Origin of the sequence: Flagellimonas aurea (assembly GCF_017313785.1) — a bacterium.
Lineage (GTDB): Bacteria > Bacteroidota > Bacteroidia > Flavobacteriales > Flavobacteriaceae > Flagellimonas > Flagellimonas aurea.
Genome location: NZ_JAFLNL010000003.1, coordinates 288,927 through 313,127, shown reverse-complemented (window position 1 = coordinate 313,127; position 24,201 = coordinate 288,927). Strand labels below are relative to the sequence as shown.

At 38.3% G+C, this 24,201-nt stretch carries 27 protein-coding genes and 1 tRNA gene; 7 read left to right on the top strand and 21 right to left on the bottom strand.

Going from position 1 to position 24,201, the window contains the following annotated elements; all coding sequences use genetic code 11:
• Window position 1: 1 nt before the first annotated feature.
• Complete coding sequence (locus tag J0656_RS07315; protein WP_207032596.1) at window positions 2-1,093, bottom strand: phosphoribosyltransferase-like protein; 1,092 nt, start codon at window positions 1,091-1,093, stop codon at window positions 2-4.
• Complete coding sequence (locus J0656_RS07310; RefSeq protein WP_207032594.1) at window positions 1,090-2,991, bottom strand: hypothetical protein; 1,902 nt, start codon at window positions 2,989-2,991, stop codon at window positions 1,090-1,092. Before J0656_RS07310 ends, J0656_RS07315 begins: the two co-directional genes overlap by 4 nt.
• Window positions 2,992-3,409: 418 nt before the next feature.
• Here J0656_RS07310 and J0656_RS07305 point away from each other — a divergent pair, with 418 nt between their 5' ends.
• The 5 genes from J0656_RS07305 (at window position 3,410) to J0656_RS07285 (ending at window position 7,069) form a co-directional block, all read left to right on the top strand.
• Entirely contained in the window at window positions 3,410-3,757 is a 348-nt protein-coding gene (locus tag J0656_RS07305) for a plasmid mobilization protein (protein WP_072879476.1), read from the top strand.
• Window positions 3,747-4,796: a relaxase/mobilization nuclease domain-containing protein gene (locus tag J0656_RS07300; RefSeq protein ID WP_072879478.1), complete on the top strand. Its 1,050-nt coding sequence runs from the start codon at window positions 3,747-3,749 to the stop codon at window positions 4,794-4,796. Before J0656_RS07305 ends, J0656_RS07300 begins: the two co-directional genes overlap by 11 nt.
• A gap of 11 nt (window positions 4,797-4,807) precedes the next feature.
• Window positions 4,808-5,098 (top strand): hypothetical protein, encoded by a 291-nt coding sequence (locus J0656_RS07295; RefSeq protein ID WP_235855784.1) that lies wholly within the window; start codon window positions 4,808-4,810, stop codon window positions 5,096-5,098.
• 136 nt (window positions 5,099-5,234) lie between these two features.
• Complete coding sequence (locus J0656_RS07290; protein WP_177190118.1) at window positions 5,235-5,408, top strand: hypothetical protein; 174 nt, start codon at window positions 5,235-5,237, stop codon at window positions 5,406-5,408.
• Window positions 5,405-7,069, top strand: coding sequence for a recombinase family protein (locus J0656_RS07285; protein ID WP_207032592.1), 1,665 nt, complete (start codon window positions 5,405-5,407; stop codon window positions 7,067-7,069). Before J0656_RS07290 ends, J0656_RS07285 begins: the two co-directional genes overlap by 4 nt.
• Window positions 7,070-7,723: 654 nt before the next feature.
• Here the strand turns inward: J0656_RS07285 and J0656_RS07280 are convergent.
• From J0656_RS07280 to J0656_RS07215, 14 genes are all read right to left on the bottom strand, one after another.
• On the bottom strand, window positions 7,724-8,104 hold the full coding sequence (locus J0656_RS07280) for a group III truncated hemoglobin (protein ID WP_207032822.1): 381 nt from the start codon (window positions 8,102-8,104) through the stop codon (window positions 7,724-7,726).
• Between the two features lie 18 nt (window positions 8,105-8,122).
• The gene (locus J0656_RS07275; protein ID WP_207032590.1) at window positions 8,123-8,470 is read right to left on the bottom strand and encodes a hypothetical protein; all 348 of its coding nucleotides are present in this window, start codon (window positions 8,468-8,470) and stop codon (window positions 8,123-8,125) included.
• A gap of 77 nt (window positions 8,471-8,547) precedes the next feature.
• Window positions 8,548-9,276 carry an iron-sulfur cluster repair di-iron protein gene (gene ric / locus J0656_RS07270; protein ID WP_207032589.1) on the bottom strand — a complete coding sequence of 243 codons (729 nt, stop codon included), beginning with the start codon at window positions 9,274-9,276 and terminating at the stop codon, window positions 8,548-8,550.
• A 69-nt stretch (window positions 9,277-9,345) separates the two neighbouring features.
• Window positions 9,346-9,780, bottom strand: coding sequence for an RrF2 family transcriptional regulator (locus J0656_RS07265; RefSeq protein WP_090294100.1), 435 nt, complete (start codon window positions 9,778-9,780; stop codon window positions 9,346-9,348).
• A 117-nt stretch (window positions 9,781-9,897) separates the two neighbouring features.
• Window positions 9,898-11,124, bottom strand: coding sequence for a hypothetical protein (locus J0656_RS07260; protein WP_207032588.1), 1,227 nt, complete (start codon window positions 11,122-11,124; stop codon window positions 9,898-9,900).
• Between the two features lie 33 nt (window positions 11,125-11,157).
• Window positions 11,158-11,940 carry an ABC transporter permease gene (locus tag J0656_RS07255; protein ID WP_119619099.1) on the bottom strand — a complete coding sequence of 261 codons (783 nt, stop codon included), beginning with the start codon at window positions 11,938-11,940 and terminating at the stop codon, window positions 11,158-11,160.
• Complete coding sequence (locus J0656_RS07250; RefSeq protein ID WP_207032587.1) at window positions 11,933-12,643, bottom strand: ABC transporter ATP-binding protein; 711 nt, start codon at window positions 12,641-12,643, stop codon at window positions 11,933-11,935. The genes J0656_RS07255 and J0656_RS07250 overlap by 8 nt, the downstream gene beginning before the upstream one ends.
• Window positions 12,640-13,824 carry a nitrous oxide reductase family maturation protein NosD gene (locus J0656_RS07245; protein WP_090294109.1) on the bottom strand — a complete coding sequence of 395 codons (1,185 nt, stop codon included), beginning with the start codon at window positions 13,822-13,824 and terminating at the stop codon, window positions 12,640-12,642. The genes J0656_RS07250 and J0656_RS07245 overlap by 4 nt, the downstream gene beginning before the upstream one ends.
• A gap of 98 nt (window positions 13,825-13,922) precedes the next feature.
• Complete coding sequence (locus J0656_RS07240; RefSeq protein ID WP_175443739.1) at window positions 13,923-14,387, bottom strand: pyridoxamine 5'-phosphate oxidase family protein; 465 nt, start codon at window positions 14,385-14,387, stop codon at window positions 13,923-13,925.
• Between the two features lie 10 nt (window positions 14,388-14,397).
• On the bottom strand, window positions 14,398-14,832 hold the full coding sequence (locus tag J0656_RS07235; protein ID WP_090294114.1) for a nitrous oxide reductase accessory protein NosL: 435 nt from the start codon (window positions 14,830-14,832) through the stop codon (window positions 14,398-14,400).
• Between the two features lie 10 nt (window positions 14,833-14,842).
• Window positions 14,843-15,454: a hypothetical protein gene (locus tag J0656_RS07230; protein ID WP_090294116.1), complete on the bottom strand. Its 612-nt coding sequence runs from the start codon at window positions 15,452-15,454 to the stop codon at window positions 14,843-14,845.
• A 125-nt stretch (window positions 15,455-15,579) separates the two neighbouring features.
• Complete coding sequence (gene nosZ / locus J0656_RS07225) at window positions 15,580-17,532, bottom strand: Sec-dependent nitrous-oxide reductase (RefSeq protein ID WP_207032586.1); 1,953 nt, start codon at window positions 17,530-17,532, stop codon at window positions 15,580-15,582.
• Window positions 17,533-17,565: 33 nt separating this feature from the next.
• Window positions 17,566-18,147: a fasciclin domain-containing protein gene (locus tag J0656_RS07220; RefSeq protein WP_207032585.1), complete on the bottom strand. Its 582-nt coding sequence runs from the start codon at window positions 18,145-18,147 to the stop codon at window positions 17,566-17,568.
• 5 nt (window positions 18,148-18,152) lie between these two features.
• Window positions 18,153-18,665: a c-type cytochrome gene (locus J0656_RS07215; RefSeq protein ID WP_207032584.1), complete on the bottom strand. Its 513-nt coding sequence runs from the start codon at window positions 18,663-18,665 to the stop codon at window positions 18,153-18,155.
• 115 nt (window positions 18,666-18,780) lie between these two features.
• Here J0656_RS07215 and J0656_RS07210 point away from each other — a divergent pair, with 115 nt between their 5' ends.
• A complete protein-coding gene (locus J0656_RS07210) occupies window positions 18,781-19,212 on the top strand; it encodes an RrF2 family transcriptional regulator (RefSeq protein ID WP_207032583.1) in 432 nt (143 codons plus the stop codon).
• Window positions 19,213-19,273: 61 nt separating this feature from the next.
• Here J0656_RS07210 and J0656_RS07205 read toward each other — a convergent pair whose 3' ends face one another.
• Both J0656_RS07205 and J0656_RS07200 read right to left on the bottom strand, forming a co-directional pair.
• Complete coding sequence (locus J0656_RS07205) at window positions 19,274-20,503, bottom strand: site-specific integrase (protein WP_207032581.1); 1,230 nt, start codon at window positions 20,501-20,503, stop codon at window positions 19,274-19,276.
• 223 nt (window positions 20,504-20,726) lie between these two features.
• Window positions 20,727-20,800: transfer RNA gene (locus tag J0656_RS07200), tRNA-Arg, on the bottom strand.
• Window positions 20,801-20,862: 62 nt separating this feature from the next.
• Between J0656_RS07200 and J0656_RS07195 the strand changes: the two genes are divergently transcribed.
• Entirely contained in the window at window positions 20,863-21,375 is a 513-nt protein-coding gene (locus J0656_RS07195; protein WP_207032579.1) for an adenine phosphoribosyltransferase, read from the top strand.
• Here J0656_RS07195 and J0656_RS07190 read toward each other — a convergent pair.
• The 3 genes from J0656_RS07190 to J0656_RS07180 form a co-directional block, all read right to left on the bottom strand.
• On the bottom strand, window positions 21,372-21,515 hold the full coding sequence (locus J0656_RS07190; RefSeq protein WP_207032577.1) for an SsrA-binding protein: 144 nt from the start codon (window positions 21,513-21,515) through the stop codon (window positions 21,372-21,374). The two genes, J0656_RS07195 and J0656_RS07190, sit on opposite strands and share 4 nt — an antisense overlap.
• Before the next feature lie 523 nt (window positions 21,516-22,038).
• Entirely contained in the window at window positions 22,039-23,754 is a 1,716-nt protein-coding gene (locus J0656_RS07185; RefSeq protein ID WP_207032575.1) for a M56 family metallopeptidase, read from the bottom strand.
• Window positions 23,754-24,113 carry a BlaI/MecI/CopY family transcriptional regulator gene (locus J0656_RS07180; RefSeq protein WP_207032574.1) on the bottom strand — a complete coding sequence of 120 codons (360 nt, stop codon included), beginning with the start codon at window positions 24,111-24,113 and terminating at the stop codon, window positions 23,754-23,756. The genes J0656_RS07185 and J0656_RS07180 overlap by 1 nt, the downstream gene beginning before the upstream one ends.
• Window positions 24,114-24,201 lie beyond the last annotated feature (88 nt).

Genomic DNA, 24,201 nt, shown 5'->3' with positions numbered 1-24,201 from the left:
CTTAACTGTGTCTTGTAATTCTTGGGAATAAACCAACAAAATCATTGTCCTTTGAACTCCACCAAATCAAAGGAAGTGAATTATTTGGCGTATTGTGGGCCAGTACTATAGGTAAAGCACATTCATTATATCCTAAATAGTGTTTTCCATGTTTTGCTTTTTTCCAGTGGTCGTCGACAATTGAATCATTTACGTATTTTTCGGATAATTCAATAAAAGCTTTTTGATTTTGAAGGATATCTTCCTTAAGAGAAGAATTTATCTTTTGAAGAGCATGGATTGTAAAGTTTAAGTTTTTGTACTTTTCCTGTTTTGAAATCAAAGATTCAATATTTGATATTTTGTCAATGGCTTCTTCGGTGGCAATATAAAAGACCAAATGAATACTAATTTGTTTACTCGCATCCACAAGTTGGAAAAGGGGTTCCTTTGTATCAAAAAATCTGTCAATTGTTTTGAATATTTTTCCTTTTAAAGCACTGCCTTCAGTCCGGAAATAACTGGTCCCACTTGCCGTGAAGTCATCCACCAAAAATATTGTATCAAATTTTTTAGTTTCTCCAGAATCGGACAATTCCTTTAGCATATCATCTACTTTGGCCCTGCCCACCTCGTATGTTGGAATAACCTGCTCATTGTTCAAATGGCTGCTTCGACGAAGTTGGTCGATGCGGGCACCATCACTAAGTCCAATATATAATGCCCTTCTAGAAACGCTTTGGTAGGTAGGACTATTGATAATTGAAGAAATCTGATATTTTCCAGTATTAAGTATGGTAGAAGTTTTCTCAATGAGAATAGGTTGTATTACTGTATTAAAGGTGGTATTCACCAAATGAAGAATCTGGTTGTTGGAAAAGAAAATCAATTGATTTTTGATAAACTCATAAGCAATTTTCCGCTCCTTACTACCATCAAAATTATTGAGCCATTTGACCAAGCTTTCCATAAATAAGGTCCCAATCGAGAATTGTTGATACTCATTGTATTTGAAATTGGAGAGCGCCTGTAGCAGGGGTCTTTCATTACCTACCTCTTCAGTGGACCACTCCATTATTTCAGCCAGTAATGTTTCCGCAAGCGCTCTTCTCATTTAGATATTTTAAAACGTATTCCATTTTCTGAAAAGATTAAGCAATCAAGATATTCCATGGTTGCTGAAGAGTTCCTGTTGGAAAGTGAGGCAATGTTCCAACAGGCATCCAATTTTGAGGATACTTCATCCACACTTAACCCAAACTCATTATCCAATAGCATGAAATCATTTCCGGACCATTGGCCCTTATCGCCAATGTACAAAATTTGTTGCGGTAGGTTTCTTTCCTTCAACTTTTCTTTGGCCGAGGGAACCATATCTACTTTGGATATCGAATTTGGGATAATATCCATGGAATGACTGGATTCAAGAATCTGTATTTCGTTCAGGCCACTGGTCTTTATGGTCTGGATGACTAGATTTCGGATAAAGCCCCATCTTTTGTTACCCTCTATTTCTATAGTCAATTGATTGGGTCGTTTGGTAACCTTGATGCCATACAGGGTTTCAATTTCTGATAATAGGGGGATGATCGGTTGGAGGGATGGATGAAGTTCTTGGCCTTTATCCGGTAAGGAATCATCGGAAAGAGTGCCAAATTCGGAACCGTTGTAATACCCTACCAATACCTGTTCCCAATATTTTTTGGGGATGATTTTCTGCAAGTCATTTCTGACCGATTTGCCCCTACCGGTAACGACCCCGAACATAAAGCCTTTTTCTAAGATTGAAAGAAGTTTTTCTGTCATTTCGTTCGATGGGCCTGTAAATCTTTCCTTGGAAGAGCAAATGGTACCATCATAGTCAAAAAGTACCATTCCGAAGGAGGTCCGCAAAAGATTGCCCATGAACTTTGAATAGGACTTTCTCCAAACTTCCAACTCTTTTTTATCGATGGATTGAAGGTCATCCATGTTCAGTTTTCTTTTTATGGAGAGCTCAGCCCGTTTGGTAAGGGTGGTTTTTTTTGAAGGTTTTATAAGATTTGAATAAGGCAAATGGTATAATTTTCTCCCATACCCGGGCACCCCGGGTCTGCCTGGATCAATGCCCACTTTTTGTCCCAAATATTTTATGAGTTCAAAGGATTGAATCAAAATGTCCAGGGCACTATCAGGATTCTCAGATGCTGATTCCAAAATTAGCTTAGGGATACTATTGGGAAGAGTTTTCAATGTTTTATGACAAAGACCTGTTTCTGTTCTGTTGGCAAGGGCGATAATCGCTGAATTGGGATTTTTATCAAACCAATGGTGTCTCCCATGACCGAAATTCCTGTAGTCTGCAATCAAGGTTGTGGTCAAACCAGCCTCGGTACACTTGGATTCGATGTCTACAGCAACCGCTTTGTTCCAGCTCCCATGCAATATCACTAGAGTACAATCATTGGAAATTTCATTCAAGAATTTAGAAATTCTAACATTCAAATCTTTCGAGGTGTTCTGAACCTTATAGCCTGGAATCCCTAAGGTTTTGTTCAGGATGGAAAAAAATGCAATCAAGGAGTTAGTCGCGAGAAATCCATCTTTACCGGAAGGAATAGTAAAATCAAATGTTTCGGCAATACCGTGTTTTTGGGTGAGTAAGGACAAGGGATTGTTCTCCTTCATAGTTATTGCCCCGATAGCTTTTGGTTCATATTCAAGGGCCCTTTTAAAGGAGAACTTAATGTCATAATTTTTACCGCTGGCCGTGATAAAGAGAATGGAGGAATTTCGGATGGTCTTTTCGGAAAAGAACAATTCCAAGGGGGTAACCGCTCTTGCAAATTTCCCATGGTCATTGAAAAGGGAAACGGCATAATGGCATGCGCTCAATGATCCGCCCGAGCCTACAATATAAATTGGGGACGGAAGTTTTTCCAGATAGATTTTGAGATGATTTAAATCTAGTTTGTTGGTCCAATCGACCGTTTTCTTAAGTAAACTTAATTCATCTCCAAAAGGTTTTCCCATAAAAAAATAATTCAATCATGATTACTTGTTTCTGAAAACAGAATATTAAAAATATGTAAAAAATACAAGTCCCCACTCTTCTTACTTGTCAAAACCTACAAACTTGGTAATTCATAAAAACAACAATCCTAATTTCAATTTCATAGCGTCTTCTTTCAAAAGGCTAAGCCTCTTTTTAACAGCCTATTATGTGAGTTCATGAAACATGCTAATCCAAAGATGTACGGTTTCTAATATATAAGCCCTTCTATTTTACCGTACAAAATACCATGTACGGCAAAGCCCTTGCAAGCAACCCATAGACTTTAGGTTTGCCATATAGTTAATCGGAGGTCACGAAGCAAGTTGTGTTTTTGTAAACAAAAACTGCGCACTTCGTTTACAAGTGACCTTTTGAACAATACCAAATTCATGGAAAATGGCAAGACCTAAAATGGACATATCAAAACAAAGAACGATTGTCATCGCCTTTAGAGTTACACAAAGCGAATACTTGATCATTACCAACAATGCGAAGACAATTGGATTGTCCACAGCCGAATATATCCGAAGAAAATGTACAGGAAAATCCCTGCCAAAGAAAAAGGTAGATCCGTTGGACCGCAAACTTTTTGTCGAGCTGAGCAGGATGGGAAACAACCTGAACCAACTCGCCAGGACCTCGAACTCAGGTATCCGTGACCCTTTCAGCATTCATATACAATTGGAGGAGGTGAAAATGCTATTGAAACAGCTCAAATCAAATATCTCGAACAATGATAGGTAAGATAACAATAGGGAAAGATTTCTATGGTGTTCTGGTCTACAATGAAAAAAAGGTAAACGAAGGAGTAGGATATGTCATCGATTCCAATATAGAGAATTCCACAGCGGTAAACATGACACAGGAATTCAATTTGATCAGGCAATTGCGTCCGGGACTTGGGAATGCGGTATTCCATGTTTCCTTGAACCTGCCGTACTCTGACCAATTGGACGATAAAGAATTTGCTTCATTGGGATGCGACTATCTGATGAAAATGGGTTTCGATAACAACCAGTTCATCATGTACCGCCATACCGACACGGAACACGAACATATCCATATAGTGGCCAACAGGGTAAGGTATTCGGGCAGGATAACAAATGATAGTAACATTAAAAGAAGAAGCCGGAAAGTGCTCAATGATCTGGAAAGGAATTATGGACTGACCCAAATTTCAATAAAAGCCTGTGCAAAAAAATCACTTGACCATAAGGAAATAGAGAAAACCCTGAGAACAGGCGGTTTACCTATCAAACTTATCTTACAGGAGCGGATTGGTTTGGCAATCTCAAGGGCAACGGATACAACTGAATTTGTCAAATTACTGCAAGAGCTAAGTATATCGCCAAGATTCAACATTAGCAAAACCACAGGAAGGGTCTCGGGCATATCGTTCAACTATCAAGGCATAGTATATAAAGGCAGTACCCTTGGTAAAAATTTTTCATGGAACAGTATCGTAAAACAAATCGATTATGAGCAAACAAGAGACCGTTCAGTTATACTCTCAACTAATGGAAAGGAACGAGGAACTGATAAAATTGGCGAAGGAAACCATAATGGAACAGTCAAGGTTGAACCAAGAAATAATAGGACTGCAAAAGGCACTGAAAATTCTGCTCAACAATCAAAAAGTTATGTGGGAGAAATTAAGGGAAATGGAGTAGTCGAGCCTCTATTGGATGAAGCGGAGTGGAATCCTTTCAAACTGGAACTCAAAGATGATATTAATAAGAAGAAGTCCAAAAGAAAGAAGAAAAGGAAAGGGCTGGGCCTCTAGAACTTGAACTTATGGAAAATAACAATAAGCAAAAACCTTCAGGAATGACCCCCTCCGAGATCCAGGTATTGGAGATGATACGCAGTAAAAGGTTCCTGTCCATCAAAGTGATCATCAAGAACGGGGAGGTCGATGCCATTGAAGGTCTGGAACGATTGGACACAGGGGAGCGTATCATCGATATGTTGAAACAACATGATTTTCAGAACCTGGAAATCAAACAAAGCAATGGTAAGATTGTTTGTGTAAACAGGATATTCAGAAAAAAAGTCTCCCCTCTGGCAAAAACAAAAAGAAGTTAACCAACCATTAATATTCAATGGATAAAATTGTCATCCGATACTGGATTTAAATAGTTTAAAAAGGTAAATTAAAGCCTGCTTATACAAATACGGTAGTGACCATACAAGATAAAGGAGCTACCGCTATTTAATGGAAATGTCCAACACAATCATTGAACAAAGGCAGAAAAACAGAACATTCAACAGCACATGGCTCAAGACATTTAAAGGGTTTGAGGATTATTCGGAGAAAGAAGCGGAAAAAATCTTGGAGCAACTCAGGGAACTCGCCAACATAGTTTGCCGCCATGTCCAAAAAGGGAACATATGAACTTAGAGGTATTCAGTCAATTTGCCAAAAGGGAAAAGGGAAGGATTATAGGGAAAAATAATACGGCCGTTATCTACACCCGTGTTTCCAGTAAAGAGCAATTTGACAAAAATGCCAGTCTCAGCACACAACTTAAATATTGCCAGGAGTATGCACTTCGAAAGGAATTGGAAGTTCTGGAATATTTCGGGGGAACCTATGAATCTGCAAAGAGCGATGAACGTAGGGAATTTCAAAGGATGTTGAAATATGTCAAAAGGAGAAAGAACATTGGCTATATCATTGTCTATTCCTACGATAGGTTTTCACGTACGGGCGCGAACGGTGCCTATATCAGCGAGCAGTTAAAAAAGCAGGGAGTGGCCGTTATTTCGGCCACCCAGGAAATCGATGTAACCACGAGTGCTGGGACCTTTCAAGAAAACCTATACCATATGTTCTCCCACTTTGACAATCAGGTCCGTAGGGACAAATCCATTACGGGAATGCGGGAGAAGCTGCGAAGGGGGCATTGGACGGGAGCCTACCCATTTGGATATACCAATACAAATCCTGGGAAAGGAAAGGTCCCGAATTTCGTAATTACCGAAGAAGGAAAATTGTTGAAGCAAGCTTTTTTATGGAAGGCCAATGCCAATATGTCCCATGTCGAGATTGCAAAACGGCTCAAAGAAAAGGGCCTGGACATACATGCAAAAAAATTGACCGATCTTTTTAGAAATCCATTCTATTGTGGACTTATTGTCAATAGCCTAATTCCTGGAGAAGTGATTCAGGGAAAACACGAGGCCCTGATATCGAAAGAAATCTTTTTAAAGATCCATAATTTACTTCACGAGGGAGATACACCCAAGAAATATTCGTACGACGATGAAAATCTGCCATTAAAACAGTTTGTCAGATCTTCGGTTTGTGGGACACCTTATACTGGGTTTATTGTGAAGAAAAAGGGGCTATATTATTACAAGAACAGACGTAAGGGAAGCAGGGAAAGCAGAAGTGCAAAAAAGCTCCATGAAGAGTTTATCAATGTTTTGAACAGGTATACCATAGCCGATAAAAAGTATATCGAACCTTTGACCGATATCATACACGATACCTTGTTGGCCAACAATCAAGAAGCACTTAACGACCAAAAACGATTGACCAAAGAACTTGCTCAAATCGGAGAGCAGATAAATACATTGGAAAGAAGATTCGTTTTGCTGAACGAAATCACAAAGTCCCAATATGATCTTTTTATGCCTGAACTAAAAGCTAAACAAAGGGAATTGGAGATGAAATTGGAGAATGGCGGGATAAATAGTTCAAACCTCAAAAAATCAGTAATAATGGCACTCGATTACGCTTGTAACTTACCGTATTTATGGAAGTTAGGGGATTTGGAAACAAAAAGGGCCATACAATATATGGTGTTCCCCGACGGGATTGAGTATGACTTCAAAAACAAAGCAGTTCAAACTTTTCGGGTCAATGAAATTTTTGGCGTAATCAGTTCGTTTTCAGGTAATTTGAAGGTAATAAAAAACGGGAATTTCCACTCGATTTGTGAAAAATCCCGTTTAGTGACCGCGGCAGGATTCAAACCTGTTACCGCATGCCCCATATTTAAAGGATTTTTAGACCTTACAATAACTGTTGACCGAATTACTGTCTTTTAATTTAGCTGTAATTCTCGATGATTCAACTTTCGATTTAAAGATAACAATTTCAAATGTTTTAAATCACTTTAAACAAGAACTATCAATTTTTGAGTTCCAAATCCTTACCCGCAACTTTTGCACCTGGTTCCTGTTTCAATTTTATAGTGTTCGGGAAGATAAGCGTGAAGTAAAATTGGAATAGGGTGCAATGACCTATTTACTATATCTTCAGACATTATTCGAACAACTCCTTAACTATAGCTATTCAGGTTTTCTTTGCCCTGCAAAGAAAAAATGAGTAGCAAGAGGATAGCGTGCTGGCGCAGCGCTATTGATTTATTTTCCTTCGGAAAGGCCTATATAATAAGGGGTTTGGCAAAATATCAGTTCTTCATGTTTAGTTCATTTTTAGCTTAAAAATTGAATTTTGGCCCTTTGAACCAAAGTGTCTTCAATTCTTGATATATCATTGTATTGACTATAGCGGTAATTGGTTTTTTCACTAAAAAAGGGGATTCATCCCAGTAAAATCAAGGTATTTTTCACAAAAAAATGACCAATAAGAACACGTGTTGGTCAAAATTTGCCTCGCTCAGTAGTATTAGTTTTTGTAAGATTTGGGGCTTGCAGCACTCCACTTCGTTACGTTCGCTTATGGTTGAATTTCAAGTTTCATTCTCTTTGCTGTATAAAATCAATTTTTAATTGGAACATTTCTGCCATTTTTGTGGCTCTGAACTTAGCTTCTTCCGCTTTGTTTCCTGAGAAGTTTTCGTCAACAGTTTCAAAGAACAAATGTTTCCATCTATCAAAGTGTTTGGCATTCACAGGAAGCTTTGCATGGGGAGCAAAAGGACTACCTTGATAGGTGTGTTCTTTCAAAAGTACCGTTTGCCAAAAACGATACATCTTTTCCAAATGAGCAGGCCAATTAGCTTTTATGACCCTATTGAATATATCGGCCAATAATGGATCCTTTCTAACCTTTTCATAGAATTGGTCGACCAACTGTTTTATCTCTTCCAGGCTTAAGATTTCTTTTTTTTGCACAATTTTTTTAAGTTTTTGCTATTATATAATGTGGGCAATAATGACCAACGAACTGAAAATAACACTTAATATCAAAAGATTGAATGTATACAACGGTTTTAATTGAGCCAATACTGCTCCGTTAAAGGCCATGCAAATAATGGTGATGAAAAAGAGAAGTGCCATTTTCAAGATCATATCTAGGGCTCCCATCAACAAAAACATGGCTGCTGCAGAACCAAGGCAACTTTGTGCGATAATGGCAATGGTAGAATAACCAAGTTGCTTATTTTTAAATTCACGGAATGCCAGCTTGTATATCTTATTCCATCCTTTTGCTTTATGTTCAGACCTCGAATGTCTCATTGAAATTGTTGTTGAATTTTCCATGATTCTAGTTTATATAGCTTTCTATTTACTTTTTAAAGGGCATTAAATAACCCAATGGTCATCCTGCTTTATTAAAATCAGTTGGTTAACACTTTGGTTTCCAATATTTCCGACTTCGGGAAAAGGATATTGTTTTCCAAATGAATATGTCGATGGAGGTCATCTTCAAATTCCTGAAGTAGCGAAAAGGTTACTCTATAGGTATTGCAGGCATCGGAGGGTGGTGTGTAGTCATTGCTCAATTGGGCGATTTTTCTAAATCGCTCTCCTTCATTGTCATGTTCGTCCAACATCATTTTTATAGGATTCTTTACGGTTCCAAAATGGGGAGGCTCAACCGTTGAATCGTTTAAAGTTTCACTTGACATTTTACGAATCCAAGGGAATAGGACCAATTCTTCCTTTTTCATGTGCATTGACAATTCTCCCGCAGAAGCATTAAAATGTTCCAAAATATCAAGTAATTCAGGATGCCGCTCTCCATGAACCCTGCAAAGTTTGTTCAGGTACTGTTTTAGAATCGGAATTTGTTGCTCTACATATCGATGGTGCTTCTTTTCGATATAATCAATTAATAGATCTAATGGCCACGATTTGAAATTGGGTTGGTCACACTGGTCTTGATTTTGCACCGAATCAAGTTCTTGGGTCAGGGTTTCCAAATCCAGACCCTTTTTATCGGCAACTTCCTGAAGCGTGCGATTGCCTTTACAACAAAAATCAATTTTATGATTTTTAAAGACTTGGGCAGTACGATAGTCTTGTGCTACCATTTGTCCGATTGTTTTCTCGATGATATGATTCATAATATTTCGATTTTTAATATTGATCCATTAAAAAAGGATAAAATTGTCCTTTATTAATATAAATTTTTTTTAACGTTTTAAAAAGGTCATTCCAATCTCTAGTCCAGTAGCGAGCTCAAAAAGACTGGTACTTTTAAGCATACGGCTTAGGTCAGTTCTAATGTCTACGAATTTGTCGTGTAAAGGACAGGGTTTTTGTGCATCACATTCTTTTAGTCCAAGCCCGCAGCCCTTATAGATTTTATCCCCATCGATTGCCTTGACGATCATGTTCAATTTTACATTGTCCATTTCCTCTCTATCAATTTCAAAACCGCCAGTGGGTCCTTTTACCGAATTCACAATATTGTTCCTGGTTAGTTGCTGCAGGATTTTGGCCGTAAAGGCAATGGGGGAATCAATTTCCTCAGCGATTTCGGTAACACTTACACGTCTTCCATCCAAGGATTGCAGCGCAATATAAACAGCAGCACGTATACCATATTCGCAAGCTTTAGAAAACATCATTAGTACCTAATCTTAATACAAAGATAATCTTTTTATTGAAATAGGATAAAATTGTCTTTTATTATTTTTATTGGGGAGAAACCTACCAATCTAAGATAAATTCTCACCTCAATTTCATGCGGAATCATTATGTAATGGCCAAGATTTCCTCCAATTTTGAACCAGCATAAAGGATAGCCCCACGATAATTAAAAGACTGAAAACAGCCAATGCTATTGTTTGCCCTTTAATTAGGCTCCAATGCTGCCAAGCAGCCAAACCCTTGTAGAATATTAGAATTTCTGTTAAGATAAATCCTAACATATACCACAGATATGATTTTTGGGAAATTCGAAACAACTTTAAATAATCCATAAGAAAGAATAGGCCTATGCTAATAACTCCCAAAAAGGTCAAGTGCAAATAACCAATGGTCAAATCAAGAATGGTGGCCGCCATATTGGAGAAATAGGGGAGTACGGTCAATAGCTGTAGAACTATTTTTATTGACACCAATATGATCACCGACATCAATAGCGAGGATTGCATTTTTGACATGGATAATTCAGAGAGTCGATGCTTTATTATTCGCCATAAACAAGCAAATGCATATAGTTGTGCAATTGCTCCGATGCCAGCAAGAGTGTAATACCAAATAGATGGATTTGTCCATAAAGTTGATAAGAAAAAGGTGAAGGTAATGCCCACGTTGAGGCTCAAGAAAAGGCGGACGAAGGTTTTTTTGGAAATTTTCAACCCATATTGTTCCCAAACAAAAAGGAATAACCCTAGCAGGGCAAGGATCATCCACCCATTGTACTGAAAATGCAGGTAAAAATAAATGGCCAGTCGATACCAGATGGAGTTAGGCCCTATGCTGTTCATAATAGCTCCCAAGGCCCAAGGCCCCAAACTGGAAATCACCATATAGATTAGAGCGGCTTTTACACATTTCAGCCCCTTGCTATGATTGTATTTTGGGTCGATGTTTTTCCAAAAATGATGAACGTATACATAAGATACAATCAAGAACAGCGTAGAAAAAACAATGGAAAATAGGGCATACCCTTGAAATGGGAAGCTAAACAGCATACCGACCAATGTGGCTTGGGTGCACCAAAAAATACGTTTGTAGGTTCGGTTGGATTTCTTTTTTTCCAAAAAGCAAAAATGTAACAAAGTGGTCAAAGCAACATATACCCAACCCAATAGGGCTATGTGCGAATGCCCATGGACAACAAACTTATAATTGAAATTGAAGCCAAGAATAGGGTAGAAGCGCAGCAATAAACCAAGAATGGCTGCCACGAGAAAATATACCATGGCAATTTGAAGTTGCGATCGATATGATTTATCCTTCACTTTAAATAATTTAAAAAAATGTCTTAATCAAGATTAAAAATCTTTTTTGCCAGCCTTGTAACGTAACCCTAATATAGGCAGTATGGTCCACAATAAAAGAATGGCCAATGAAATTAGAAAACCTAGATTGGTACCAAAGAACTTTTTGAAAATGGCTCCTGTGTAACCCAATAGTGCAGAAATATCCAATTTTAGCAATATCAATATTCTGGAAAGATCAATTGGGTTGAGTATAGTGGCCACCAAGGAGAATTTGTCCAAAGGATATTCTTCAAAAACAATGAGCGACATCAAGAAAAGCCCATCGTAGATAACGGCCAAAAAGAGCCAGAGTAAAACAGCATAGCCAAAGCCTTTTATCTTGTTTTCGTTAGATATGGCGATTACAAAGGACAATCCCACAAAAATAAAGGTCAAAAATGCCCCGGTGACCAGTAATAGGGAAAAATCAAAAATGGCATTGCTCTGCATAAGCCCGTACAATACAAATGGAATCCCCAACCCCAAAACCAAGCTTAGGGTCAGTGAACCGGCCACGCCAAAATACTGTCCCATAAAAATGGAACTACGCTTTATGGGCTGTGCCAACAAGAGTTCAGTAAATTCCCGGGAATTGTAATAGTACATTACTCCGAATATGGTTCCGATTAAGGGAATCAGTACAATGATTACGTTCATTAGGGTAATCACAGCCTTGGATACATCGTTGTTCAAGAACAACAATACAAAACCCAGGGCGAGGTAGAACAAAAAGTAAACATAGCTCCAACGGCTTCGTATAAGATCATAAAAACTGTACTTCAATATTTTAAGCATGGCTACCTGTTGTTATGGCCGCAATGGCGTGTTCAAAATTGGCTTGTTCGGTCTGTTCCAATAGTTTTTCAATGCTTCCTTTAAAATAAATTTCTCCTTCCAGTAGGTATACGATCTCATCCGCCACTTCTTCCACAAACTGCATTATGTGCGAAGTGATCAAAACGGTTTTTCCATTGGTTTTTTCTTTTTGGATCAATTCCTTTAAACTAATCAATGCCTTGGGATCCAAACCTGTGGTAGGTTCATCCAAAATAATCAATGGACTATCAAACATAAAGGTCAATACAATGTTCACTTTTTGTTTGGTACCACCAGATAGAGTGGATAGTTTTTTGTTCAAAAACGGTTCTAGGCCAAAGAGGTCGATGAGTTCTTCTTCTTCACTTGAGCTATTTCTCAGATCTTTGATCATGCCAATCAATTCCTTGACCTTAATATTGGGCGGAAAATTGGCAATTTGGGGTAGGTAATCGATTTTTTTGCGATACTTCCAGTTTTTTTTGATGGATTCGTTCAGTACTGATATTTTGCCTTTATCGGGAATTACCATGCCTAAAATACTCTTGATCAAAGTGGTTTTACCAGAACCGTTCGGGCCAAGGACGGCATAAATGTTACCCTTTTCAATGGTGAGGTCGACCCCTTTCAAAACTTGGTTTTTACCAAACTGCTTATGAAGATTGTTTATTTCAATGGTCATGATCGTACTTTCATTAAAGGTTGGGCATCTTTTAAATTATCGGGCGTAAAAACTGGGGACACCCTTTCGGAAAAATCAATAATATCCATGAACAGACTCCGCAATAGCACAATGGTCTCCGGGGTACGGTTGACAACATAAGAAAATAGTTTTACTGGACGATATGGGACATCCCCGATGCCGTCCTTATCCAGATCATAGCCCGTATAACTACTCCAAAAATTACCCTCAAAGACATTATCGTTGAGTTTACTGTTGTAGGAGATATCAAAGGAATTGTACAAGAAATTATTGCCTTTGAAGCTATTGGTATAGCAAGCCCCGATGACACGTATGGCCCAACCATTACCAATAAAATCGTTGTCGGTGTACTTGATTCGGTTGGATCCTTCTATGTTGATACCGATGGTGTTCTCCTCAAAAATGTTTCCTTTGATCTCTGCATCGTTGATTTCCTTTAGAAGCATCCCATAGGCAGCTGTACCCCAATTCTTCCGAAAAGTATTATTCTTCATGGTAATGAACTTGGAGAACATTACGGCCACCCCCGCGCCATTGTTTTCAAAAGTGTTGTTCGTGTAAATATCGTTGTTCGAAAACATAAAATGGAGGCCATATCGGAGGTTGTCCATACTTACATTCTCACTAATGGTAACCCGGTCTGAAAACTCCAAATAGATACCGTCACGAGTGCCCTGTACATGGTTTTTTAATACTTCTATGTCCGAAGAATACCAAAGTTGTATTCCATTACCCGAATTATATTCGTCCACGGCCTCTCCAATAATTCTATTGTGGTACACTTTGCCATGGGAGGATTTCTCCAAATAGATGCCAAAGAACAATTGCTCCAACACCATGTTCTTAATCTGAAAATTTTTGCTCTGTATCACGCGTATCGCCGCATTGTCCTTGGTATAACTTACCCCTACATTGACGATGAAAAGTCCATCTAAAGTGACATGGTCCGATGTAACCCTAAAAATCTCCCCTTTTTTTTCACCATCCACGATAGGATAACCAATTCCTCTTATAACTAAGGGTTTATCCACCAATATTTCAAATTCTCGATACCTGCCCTTTTGAACCAAAAGGGTATCGTACGCATGGGCTCGTGCAATTGTTTCTTTAATAGAACTGTTTTCACAGGTATTGCAGACCTTCCATATACTTGCCCGCATAGGTACCCCCATTAAGAACAAGAGGAACCATAAAATGTATTTGCTATTTGGATGGAATAGAAACATAAGTGTTTGAAATTCAAAGGGTCTTTACTTCCCTAATTTGCGTTTAAATCATGAACTGACTTTCCTGTGATTAGGGTCACTGCAATACGATATACCACAGGCATTTCCACTTCTTGCAACCTTCCGGAAAAATGACTTAAAAAATGAGGACGCTCCGCATTTTTATGGTCTATGGTTCGCTGCACGCCTTCTGCAAATTGTTTTAGATATTGCTTGGCAGAATCTCCCGTAAGCTCTTCGAATCTTCCATGTACTTGTACCGACTCCCAATGACGAAAAGACTCGATTCTATCGACTTGAAATGTGACTTTGTCGTGTTTTCTTAGGGAATTGATCCGATGTCCATTGGAGGCAAAACATAGAATACTCCTTTCCTCCTTAAGAAAATAGTAGGTCGATGGAACCACATACGGTTCGTTTTCGGCGATATAGGCCAAGCGACCGACATAATTGTCAATCAAGAGATGTTCGCATTTTAAGGGCTCCAAATCTATCATTGTACTCGTGTTAAAATTTAAACCTTTTTTTAATTTCCGACCATGTGTAAACCTTCCCGCCATTTTCATTCAAAACATGTTGGGCAGCTTGCTCTTCGGAGAAGGCACTAAGGAAAGCTCCCATAGGGCTTGGAATGTTTTCACTGATCAAATAGGTGGCCTTGGTACCATCAATAAGAGTGCCGGGCTGGTCAAAATCGTTGACCATGAACATTGCCATGGTAGATTTGTCTTCATCCTCTAATTGGTTCATCATACATTCAATGGCATCAAAATTAAAGACCTTACCTTTCTTGGTAACCAATTGTGCGGCATGTTGCTTGTCAACAATCGTCATACTGCAGTAATGGCAACCCACATGACCGTAATCAATGGGTTTTGGACTAACGGAGCAACCTATGTTACCCGCTAGGATTACAAGAAAAAGGATAATAGATGGTTTCATAATAAAGGGATTATTGTTTTATAGCGTTTTTCCAACCCAAAATGCCCGCTGTCAGGGTAAGCATCATGCCTAAGAACATTAACCAGGCTCCAATGGAAGGCAAGGAAGTCACATCAAAATTCAACATTTTTACATGTCCTAATAATGGTGGTTTATATGTCATAGGAGTTCCATCGAGGTTGGTCAATTTCATTATGGCGTTGGGATCTAAGTTGGTACCATAATCCACCAACCATTCGTTGAAATCGTACATGCCCAAAACACCCATTATGGACATCAATGCAAACCAACCGATAAACCATTTATAACTTACTTTGTCAAAGTATCCCAAAATACCTATTGATACGCCTATGGCCACCATGATTCCTATAATTAGGGGAAAGGTGCCGAACTCCCACATGTCCTCAGGTTTGGGCAATGTTTGCATTCCAATATAATGGTTCAAGCCATCAATATTTTGAATATCAAATTCATTGGCACCCTGTAGCCCACTTATATGAATATGTAAACCCAAGGGATCTGGATATTGCGGTGCGCCCAACATAATATTCCAAAGTGGGAAAACATATAATCCCAACAAGAAGAGCGGGCCAATGATCATAAGTAAACTAGCCTTTTTCATTTTTTTCTATTTAGAGGTTACAAATTGAGTGCGGTTTTTTGGTCGATGGTTGTATTTCAATTTGTAAAAAAAAGCAGGCAGGTCTTAGACACAGCCCGCTTTGTTCATTGGTGAATCAATCCGAACTACTCACCAAGTGACCATTTCAATTCTATATTTGAATTGGCGGGGGAAACCCTTACATATCCTTGCATTTCTTGGTGCAAAGCAGAACAAAAATCGGTACAATAGAATGGCCATACCCCAACTTGCTTAGGCTCCCAAACAGAGGTTTTGGTTTGTCCGGGCATAATAAGAAGCTCTGAAGTGTTCTGACCAATTATGGCAAAACCGTGCGGCACATCGAAATCCTGTTCGTGATTGGTAATGTGAAAGAATACCTTGTCACCAACTTTGATTCCCTCAATGTTGTCTGGGGTAAAGTGACTCCTGATAGTGGACATATAAATATGAACCTCGTTCCCGTCCCTAACTACTTTGGCATCTGTTGGAGTTTTTACGGCATAAGGATGTTCGTTTTCATCCAATCTGTATATTTTCTGAGACTTAGGAGCCAAAATATCAGCGGGTATTCCAGCTGCATAATGAGGTTCACCATGCGTAGGGAAATCATATATCAGTTCCATTTTATCTCCTGAGATATCATAAATCTGAGCAGAGTGTTCCATTTCAGGACCAGTGGGCAAATATCGGTCCTTGGTAATCTTGTTCATGGCCACTACATATTTGCCAAATGGTTTTCTGGAGTTGCCTCCGGGAATCATTAAGTGCCCTACGGAGTAATAGGTTGGTTTTCTGTCGATGACCTCCCATGTACCCAACTTCCATTTTACCACTTCAGATGAGATGAAAAAGGTGGTATATGCATTACCATTTCCATCAAATTCGGTATGCAATGGGCCGAGTCCACCACTTTTTACTTGTCCGGCCAATACATCCTCAAACTTAAGGATTGGAATTCCATAGGCTTCTCCATCAAATTTTTCACCCTCAATGGCAGCGATCATTTTATCAAAAGAGTGTACGGTCAAGTCGGCGGAAAGTTTACCATTTCCAATGATGTATTGACCAGTAGGGTCTACATCACATCCATGAGGTGATTTTGGTGTAGGTAAAAAGTATACAGCTCCTGGAACTTTTAATGGATCTACTGTTAATACTTCCTTATTCATAGTGGTTGTAGCCGTATGTGTGCCTTCATCATACACATTGTGTGCATAATTGGCAGGCATTTTTGTGCCACCTCCATTGTTAACATATTCTTCAATTTTCTTCCAATTGACAGCGGCAATAAAGTCCTTGTCGTTTTGCGAAGCATTGACTTCTTGGAGCGTGTAGGCCTCCTCTGTATTGTAGGTAGTAAAAAAGAACCAGCCATGGGATTTACCTCTACCGGGATGTGATAAATCATAGTTGAATCCAGGCATCAACAATTGGAATTTTAAATCCATGTGACCATGCTCTGGATCCACGCTAATGAAGGACAAGGATCCCTTAAAGTTGCTCTTGTATTCATTTATGGGCATGTCCCTTTGGGGAATTGGAACAGAGAAACGTGTGCCGGCAACGACATATTCCGTGTTTTCCGTAATAAAGGAAGAACTGTGGTTACCTGCACTGTTGGGTACCTCTATAATTTCTTCAGTTTCAAAAGTGCTTAAATTAATACGTGCAATTCTTGGTGTATTGTTTCCGTTGATGAATATCCAACGACCATCCAACTCCCCATTGGTTTGGGATATGTCTGGGTGGTGGGCATCGTCCCAGGGCACAAATCCATGGGATGTATTGAGCATAGGTTTGGTTTCTTCTGAATAACCATAACCCGAAGTTGGGAATTGGGAGAATACAGGAATCTCTTTGAACATTCTACCTGATGGCAATCCATATACGGTTAGGTTTCCACTGTATCCCCCGGACAAAAAAGCGTAAAACTCATCTTGTTCCCCTGGAGCGACATATACTTTTTCGGCGGCACTGGAAGACAGGGCCCCGTTTGAGCTTTGATTCTGCTGACCGCAGGAAACCAGCATTAAGAAGGCCCCAAAGGTCGTTAGTAAATGGTTGTTAATTTTCATTGTGTTAGGATTTATCTGTTTTTTTTGTTGTGTTTATTGGCTAGGGGGTAGGATTACTTTATCCACGATGTGGACGATACCATTTCCTGCCGATATGCTGCCGATAATTTTGGCACCCCCGACATAGACATCATCATCCTTGACTTCAACAAAGACATCTTGGTTGTTGGCCTGCCCCAATTTTTTAAAATTCTTCAAAAAGTCCTTTGAGTAGTTACCAGGAGTTACATGATACTTGAGAATATTGGACAAAGCATCTTTGTTTTCTGCTTTTAAAAGGTCGTTCAGGGTTTCCTCGGGAAGCGCATCAAAAGCCGTATTTGTTGGTGCGAAAACCATTAGAGGTCCTGCGTTGACCAAAACATTTTCCAATTGTGCAGCTTGTACAGCGGCAACCAGTGTAGTGTGGTCTTCGGATTTCAAAGCTATCTGTAAAACGTTGGGTGTGGACCCATCATCTTCGATAAAGGCTTGGCCTTTGGTGTATTCTGAGGTAATAGTGGATTCCTTTTGACCTAAGTCCTTCGTTTCGTTTTGAGGCCCATTTTTACAGCTACTAAATATTGTCAGTAGTGAAAACAGCCTTATTATACTAAGTTTAATGGTTGATTTCATAGGGTTTATTTTAAGGTTCTAAAGTATTCAACAATAGCCCGGGCCTGTTCTTCGGTAAGTCCTTGGTTGGACATGGGTGATCCATTGAATTCCTGAAGCAAGTCTTTGGCCAAAGGGTCTTGTTGCACCATTTCCTGAGGATTTAGAATCATGTTCATTACCCACTCAGGAGTTCTTCTGTCAAGTACACCGTTTGGGGCAGGTCCAATAAATTTTTTACCAACCCTGTGACAGGCCAAACACATTTGTTCATAAACCTCTTTACCCTTTGCCGCCATGGCTTGATCAATTTCGGCAGGAATTTCAATGGATTTTATTGGACCGATTCCTTTTGTGGTCAAATCAATACGTTCAGATGCTTTTACTTCATTGGCAGCATTGGTTGCAACGGGCCGTTCGGTTTCAGCTTTTTTTCGTTGTACACTAAAACCATCCTCTCTTTTTTCTTTGTCTTTTCCTCCACAGCTTAACATGATAAGGGAAATGAGCAGTATTGTTCCTTTTAGTATTGTTTTCATAGGATTAAACTTTAGAATTTCGAACCAAAAGTATATAGGCTATGTAACCTATAACATGATATATGTCATAAAAAGGATAAAAATATCTTTTAATCTTTGTTATACATTTTATGTCATGCTTTCCAATTCTTCCAAATATGCCATCAAAGGGGTACTTTATTTAGCATTGAACTCCAATGCTGACCATAAGGTCTTGGTGAGAGATATTTATGATACCATTCATGTGCCAGAGGCTTACTTGGCCAAGCTATTACAAGAACTCTCAAGGCATGGTATTATCTCTTCAACTAGAGGACCAAAAGGAGGATTTTATTTGAGTGATGAAGATAGAAAGCACACGTTATTGGAAATTGTAAAGGTTATAGATGGAGAGAATAGACTGAATTCATGCGTTATGGGTATCCGCAATTGTGATATGGACAATCCTTGTGTTCTACATAAACTTATAGGAGGGAATAAGTCTAAGTTCATTAATGTACTTGAAAGCACAACGATATTGGATTTAGTTGATGGCAAAAAAGGGGTCGAAGAATTTTTTCCAATGTAAGTTCTAATCTAGGAATTTATTTACCCGCCTTCTTTGTATGGATCAATTAAATACGAAGAAGTTAATTCTTGAGTTCAAGCTTTTTTTGCAAGGCTATCATATCTTCAGATAGCTTTTTATCTAACACACGAGCATAAATTTGAGTTGTGGCCAATTTGGTATGGCCCAGCATTTTTGAAACAGTTTCTATTGGTACTCCATTTGATAAAGTAACTGTTGTCGCGAATGTGTGGCGAGCCATATGAAAGGTTAAATTCTTATTTATACCTACTGCATCTGCAATCTCCTTTAAATATAAATTGGTTTTTTCATTGGTGATTTTTGGTAGTAGTGTTTTAGAGCAAATAGTGACAGGATGATTTTTATATTTATCCAATATTCTCTTAGCAGGTACCAACAAGGGTACTCGAACAGAAGTTTTGGTCTTGAGTCTTTTTGTTGCGATCCAAATATTATCATCGGGGCCAACTATTAGATTGTTATTTGTCAATTCCATAATGTCAGAATAACTGATACCAGTATAACGGCTGAAGACGAAAAGGTCCCTAACCCAATCTAATCGATCAATTAAAAACTTGTAGGTTTCTAAATTGCTTAGTTCGTTCGCGCTTAAGAATTCTCTTTGTTTTTGCTCAAATTTAGGTTTCCAACGTAAAAATGGATCTCTTTCAATCCATTCCAATTGATAAGCGAGATTTATGATTTTTCTAAGCCTTTGCAGATGCTTCATAACGGTGTTATGGCTCATTGCCCTTGGATGACCCTTCGGATAATAATTAACCAAAAACATTTCAAGATCTGAAATGAACTTGTAATTAAGCTGACGTAGATAAATATCAGTTGTTTTTAGATTGTTTTTCAGAAACCGGTTAATGTAATTCTCAGTGATTCCAAAATTTCTAATAGTACCAGGAGCTAAGGTGTTTTCGATTTTTCTATTGTGGTATTTCAGTAAATCCAATAGAGTTTTGGAGTTGATATTTTCTCCGTTGTAAAGTGATTTGACCAATTGGGGAGTTATTAGGTCGCCCTTATATTTTAAATCTTGGTAAATATTCAATAATCTGGCTTGAACAAGATCTAAGTACCGATTGATATCTTGAGACTCTTTTGTTTTTCCTTTGACTTTTTTATTAAGGTTGTCCCATAGATCAATATTGATCTTTCTCTTAATACCAATATTGGCTCTTTTTCCATTAACGGTTATTCTTACAAAGATTTCCGCTTTATTATTAATAGCTCGTGATTTGTTAATCCAGAATAGGATTGAAAAGGTGTGTGATGTTTTCATAGTTGTCATCTTAGGTTTAAATGTTAAGATGAAAGTCAAATCAACTATGTGTCAGTGCTTTAGGGGAGTATTCGGTCAACACTGTTGACGATTGGATTTTGTTGACCGATTTGTTACCGATTGATATGAAATCAAAACAAATTAAATGTACCCCTAAAAACGCTGAAAACCTTACAGTTATAAGTTCTGTAAGGTTTTCCATTATTTTGGTATTGCTACCTAGTGACCGCGGCAGGATTCAAACCTGCAACCTTCTGAGCCGTAATCAGATGCGCTATTCAGTTGCGCCACGCGGCCTTATTTAAGGGCTGCAAATATATTTCTTTTTAACTTTACCACAAAACCCTAGCATACAAAAAATGGATTTTGCACCCTACATTCGAGATATTGAGGATTTCCCCAAGCCAGGAGTCGTTTTTAAGGATATTACCCCACTATTGAAAAACCCGTTTGCATTCCAAAAAGCAGGGGATGCCTTGTTGGGTCTTACACGCAATATGAAAATTGATAAAGTGGTCGGAGTGGATAGCCGGGGGTTTATTTTTGCACCAATGTTAGCTGAAAAACTGGGAGCAGGTTTTGTAACCGTTCGTAAGTCCGGAAAGCTTCCCTACAAAACGATTTCGGAGTCCTACGATTTGGAATATGGCACAGGAACACTCGAAATGCATTCGGATGCTATTGAAAAAGGAGAAAAGGTATTGGTGCACGATGATGTTTTGGCAACAGGAGGAACAGCAGAAGCAGTCTGTAAACTAGTAGAAAGACTTGGTGGGGAAGTGGTGCAGTGTAATTTTTTGATTGAACTTACTTTTTTGAAAGGCGCCGACAAAATTAAAAACTATCCCAAGGCCGCTTTGCTGCAATATTAGTCCAATGCATTTTTGGTAACGTAATAGCGCCATCCAATTATGGCCAGTTGTAGTTTGGAAGCCTTGGCCAGATCCAGACCTTTTTTGGTGTAGGAGGGGAGTATTGCCTTGTTGATTTTTGCCAATATCTTGTAAAACATATCGCTAGATTGCTTCTTACAAATATAGGGAAAGCTGTTCACAAGCTATCAGGTTCAATAGCAATGTGGCAACCCTTAACGGTTTTAGATAAATATAAGCGTTAAGAGTTGCACTAGAAGTGTGATGAAAAACTTTACAATTGCTATCATTTTTTGATTGATTTTAGGTTTGAAAAAACAGTTATTTTATTGTTGTTTCTTCGAATATATAATGATAGATATCATGATTCCAAGTGATTAGGCAATAAATAATGTAATTGAATACGAGATTGTATCCTTAAAAACGACTTGCTTCTTCAACTGAAATATCTTTCCTTGAAAAAAGTTTTAAATTGTAAGGTTAAAATGATTTTTATATTTGAAAATGTTAGATTTACAGGGGCTTTTTTGTCTTCTTTTTGAAAACCTAGGGGACTTTCGTTTATAAATGAGCCTATTTTAAGGTTTTCGTTTGTCATAATAAAAAAAGAACCGCCTTACTAAGACGGTTCTACTGACAATTCAAAATATGATCCTAATGTAATTATTTGCTTTTTTTGGTAGTTATCTCAACAACTCCATCTTTGGCCTTCTTGCCATATTTTTCAACCGCTTTATCACCTTTTAATACGTTCATACGCTCAATGTCTTCGGGGTCAATTTTTTTGATATCCTCTGATTTGGCCTTTTTGCCATCCACATAATATAGTGGCTCCCCTTTACCGTCATTGTCTATAAAAAAGAAGCTGGAGTCATCGTCCCCACTTATTACTTCAATGTCCTCATCGTCATCAGAATCCCTGATGACCATAACATGGTTCCCTTTTCCGTTTTTTTCGACTTTACGGATTTTAATATGCTTATTATCCGAGTCGGAGTCTTCATCAATCACGTGTACCGACGAACCGCTGCCAATACGAATCTCCTTAACCTCTTCATCACTCAATTGTTCACCGTCTACGATTACTATTTTTTTATCGCTCGCTTTCCTAATTACGATTTGGGTGCTGTCATCGGTCTTGATAGTGCCTGTGCCCTTAATTTTATGGATTCTTACGTTTTTCTTTCTTGCATTCCAAAAAGAAACTGCGTTGCTCTCATCATCAAACAATACCGTTATGGGGTCGATAGCGTCATCGGAATTGCTACTATAATTGCCGCTAAACGTTTTCCCCTTGGAGTTTTTACCGCTCATTTGTAGGGAAATATCAATAATTTCCTTGTTATCGTTTCTAACGGTCGTGTAGCTAAAATCGATACCGTCTTTGGCTAGATCCTTTTTGATTTTTTCCAGTTCGGTATCAGTTGTGCTTTTGTCGATTGTCAACTCCACCGTTTTATCTTTTGGGGCCGTTTCGTTGCCGATAACACTATCTATGCTGTCCAGGTCTTTATAGAGGAACTTTTCCTCAATATTGAAGCTTACCAACAGCAAGCCTAATAATGGAGCGACCATTAAAGTTTTAAGAACATTCACTTTTTTTGATTGATTTTGATTTAACATAACTATTCGTTTTTTGATTAATGAATTATAAAATGAATTGGCTAAAGTATATTCCTGAATTTCTACCGCTTGTTTTAGCATCAGATACTGGTAGGATTTTTTGTCGCCTGCGTTTGCAATGGCAAAGTGATCGGCCAAATACTCTAGGTTTTGTTTTACGGCACTCTTGTAAAACCACAACACAGGATTGAACCAGAAAAATATTTTTAAAACCTCCAATAATAATATGTCGAGGGTATGAAACTGACGGGCATGCACTTTTTCGTGTTCAAGGACTGAGTGCAGCTCATTGGGTTCAAAAAGACTTGGATTATAAAAAATGTAATTAAAAAAGGAGAAGGGGGAGATTTTCTTTTCCGTTTCCATGTGCAAAAACGGTCTTTCTCTTCTTCGATATGCATTTTGGGCCAGTTTTTTTAGTGAAGCCAGCTTCAAAATAAATCTTACCATTAAGAATATACAGACTCCTATATATAAGGTAAGAAGAATATTTTCTGGAGAGTACCAAACACTTTCAGAAGCTGTTTGAGCCACTTGGGATAACTGCTCTCCGGTTTCAGTGAACATAGGTCGGTCAACCACAATGTTTCTCTTGATTTTTATCAGAGGAAACAAAAAGGTCAATACCAAACCCGATAAAAGAAACAATCTATTCTCTTTGAAAAGGGTTTCACGTTTTAAGAAAATATGATAAACCGCCAAAAAACCTCCAGAGATAAGGATGGACTGTAAAAGGTACATGAATATCGGTTCCATTATTTCTTCTTTTCTATTAAGTCAATAATTTCTTTGAGTTCCGAAATGGAAATTTTCTCTTCCTGTGCAAAGTGGGAGACCAAACTTTTAAAAGAGTCGTTGTAATAATCAGCAATGGCAGCATTTACATATTTTTTTCTATACTCTTCCTTGCTTACGATAGGAAAATATCTATGGGTATTACCGAACGCCTCGTAGTCAACAAATCCTTTTTCCTGTAAATTCCGAACAATGGTAGATAGCGTATTGTAATGCGGTTTTTCACCTTGAATCTCCTCTAGAATTTCCTTAACAAAAGCCTTTTTGAGTTCCCAGAGGATTTTCATGATTTCCTCTTCCTTATTCGTCAATTTTTGCATGATTCTGTACTTATATGGTTCAAACCTAATACTAATAATTTAGTTAAACAACTATTTTTATAGTTTATTAACTATTTTTGTAGTTTTT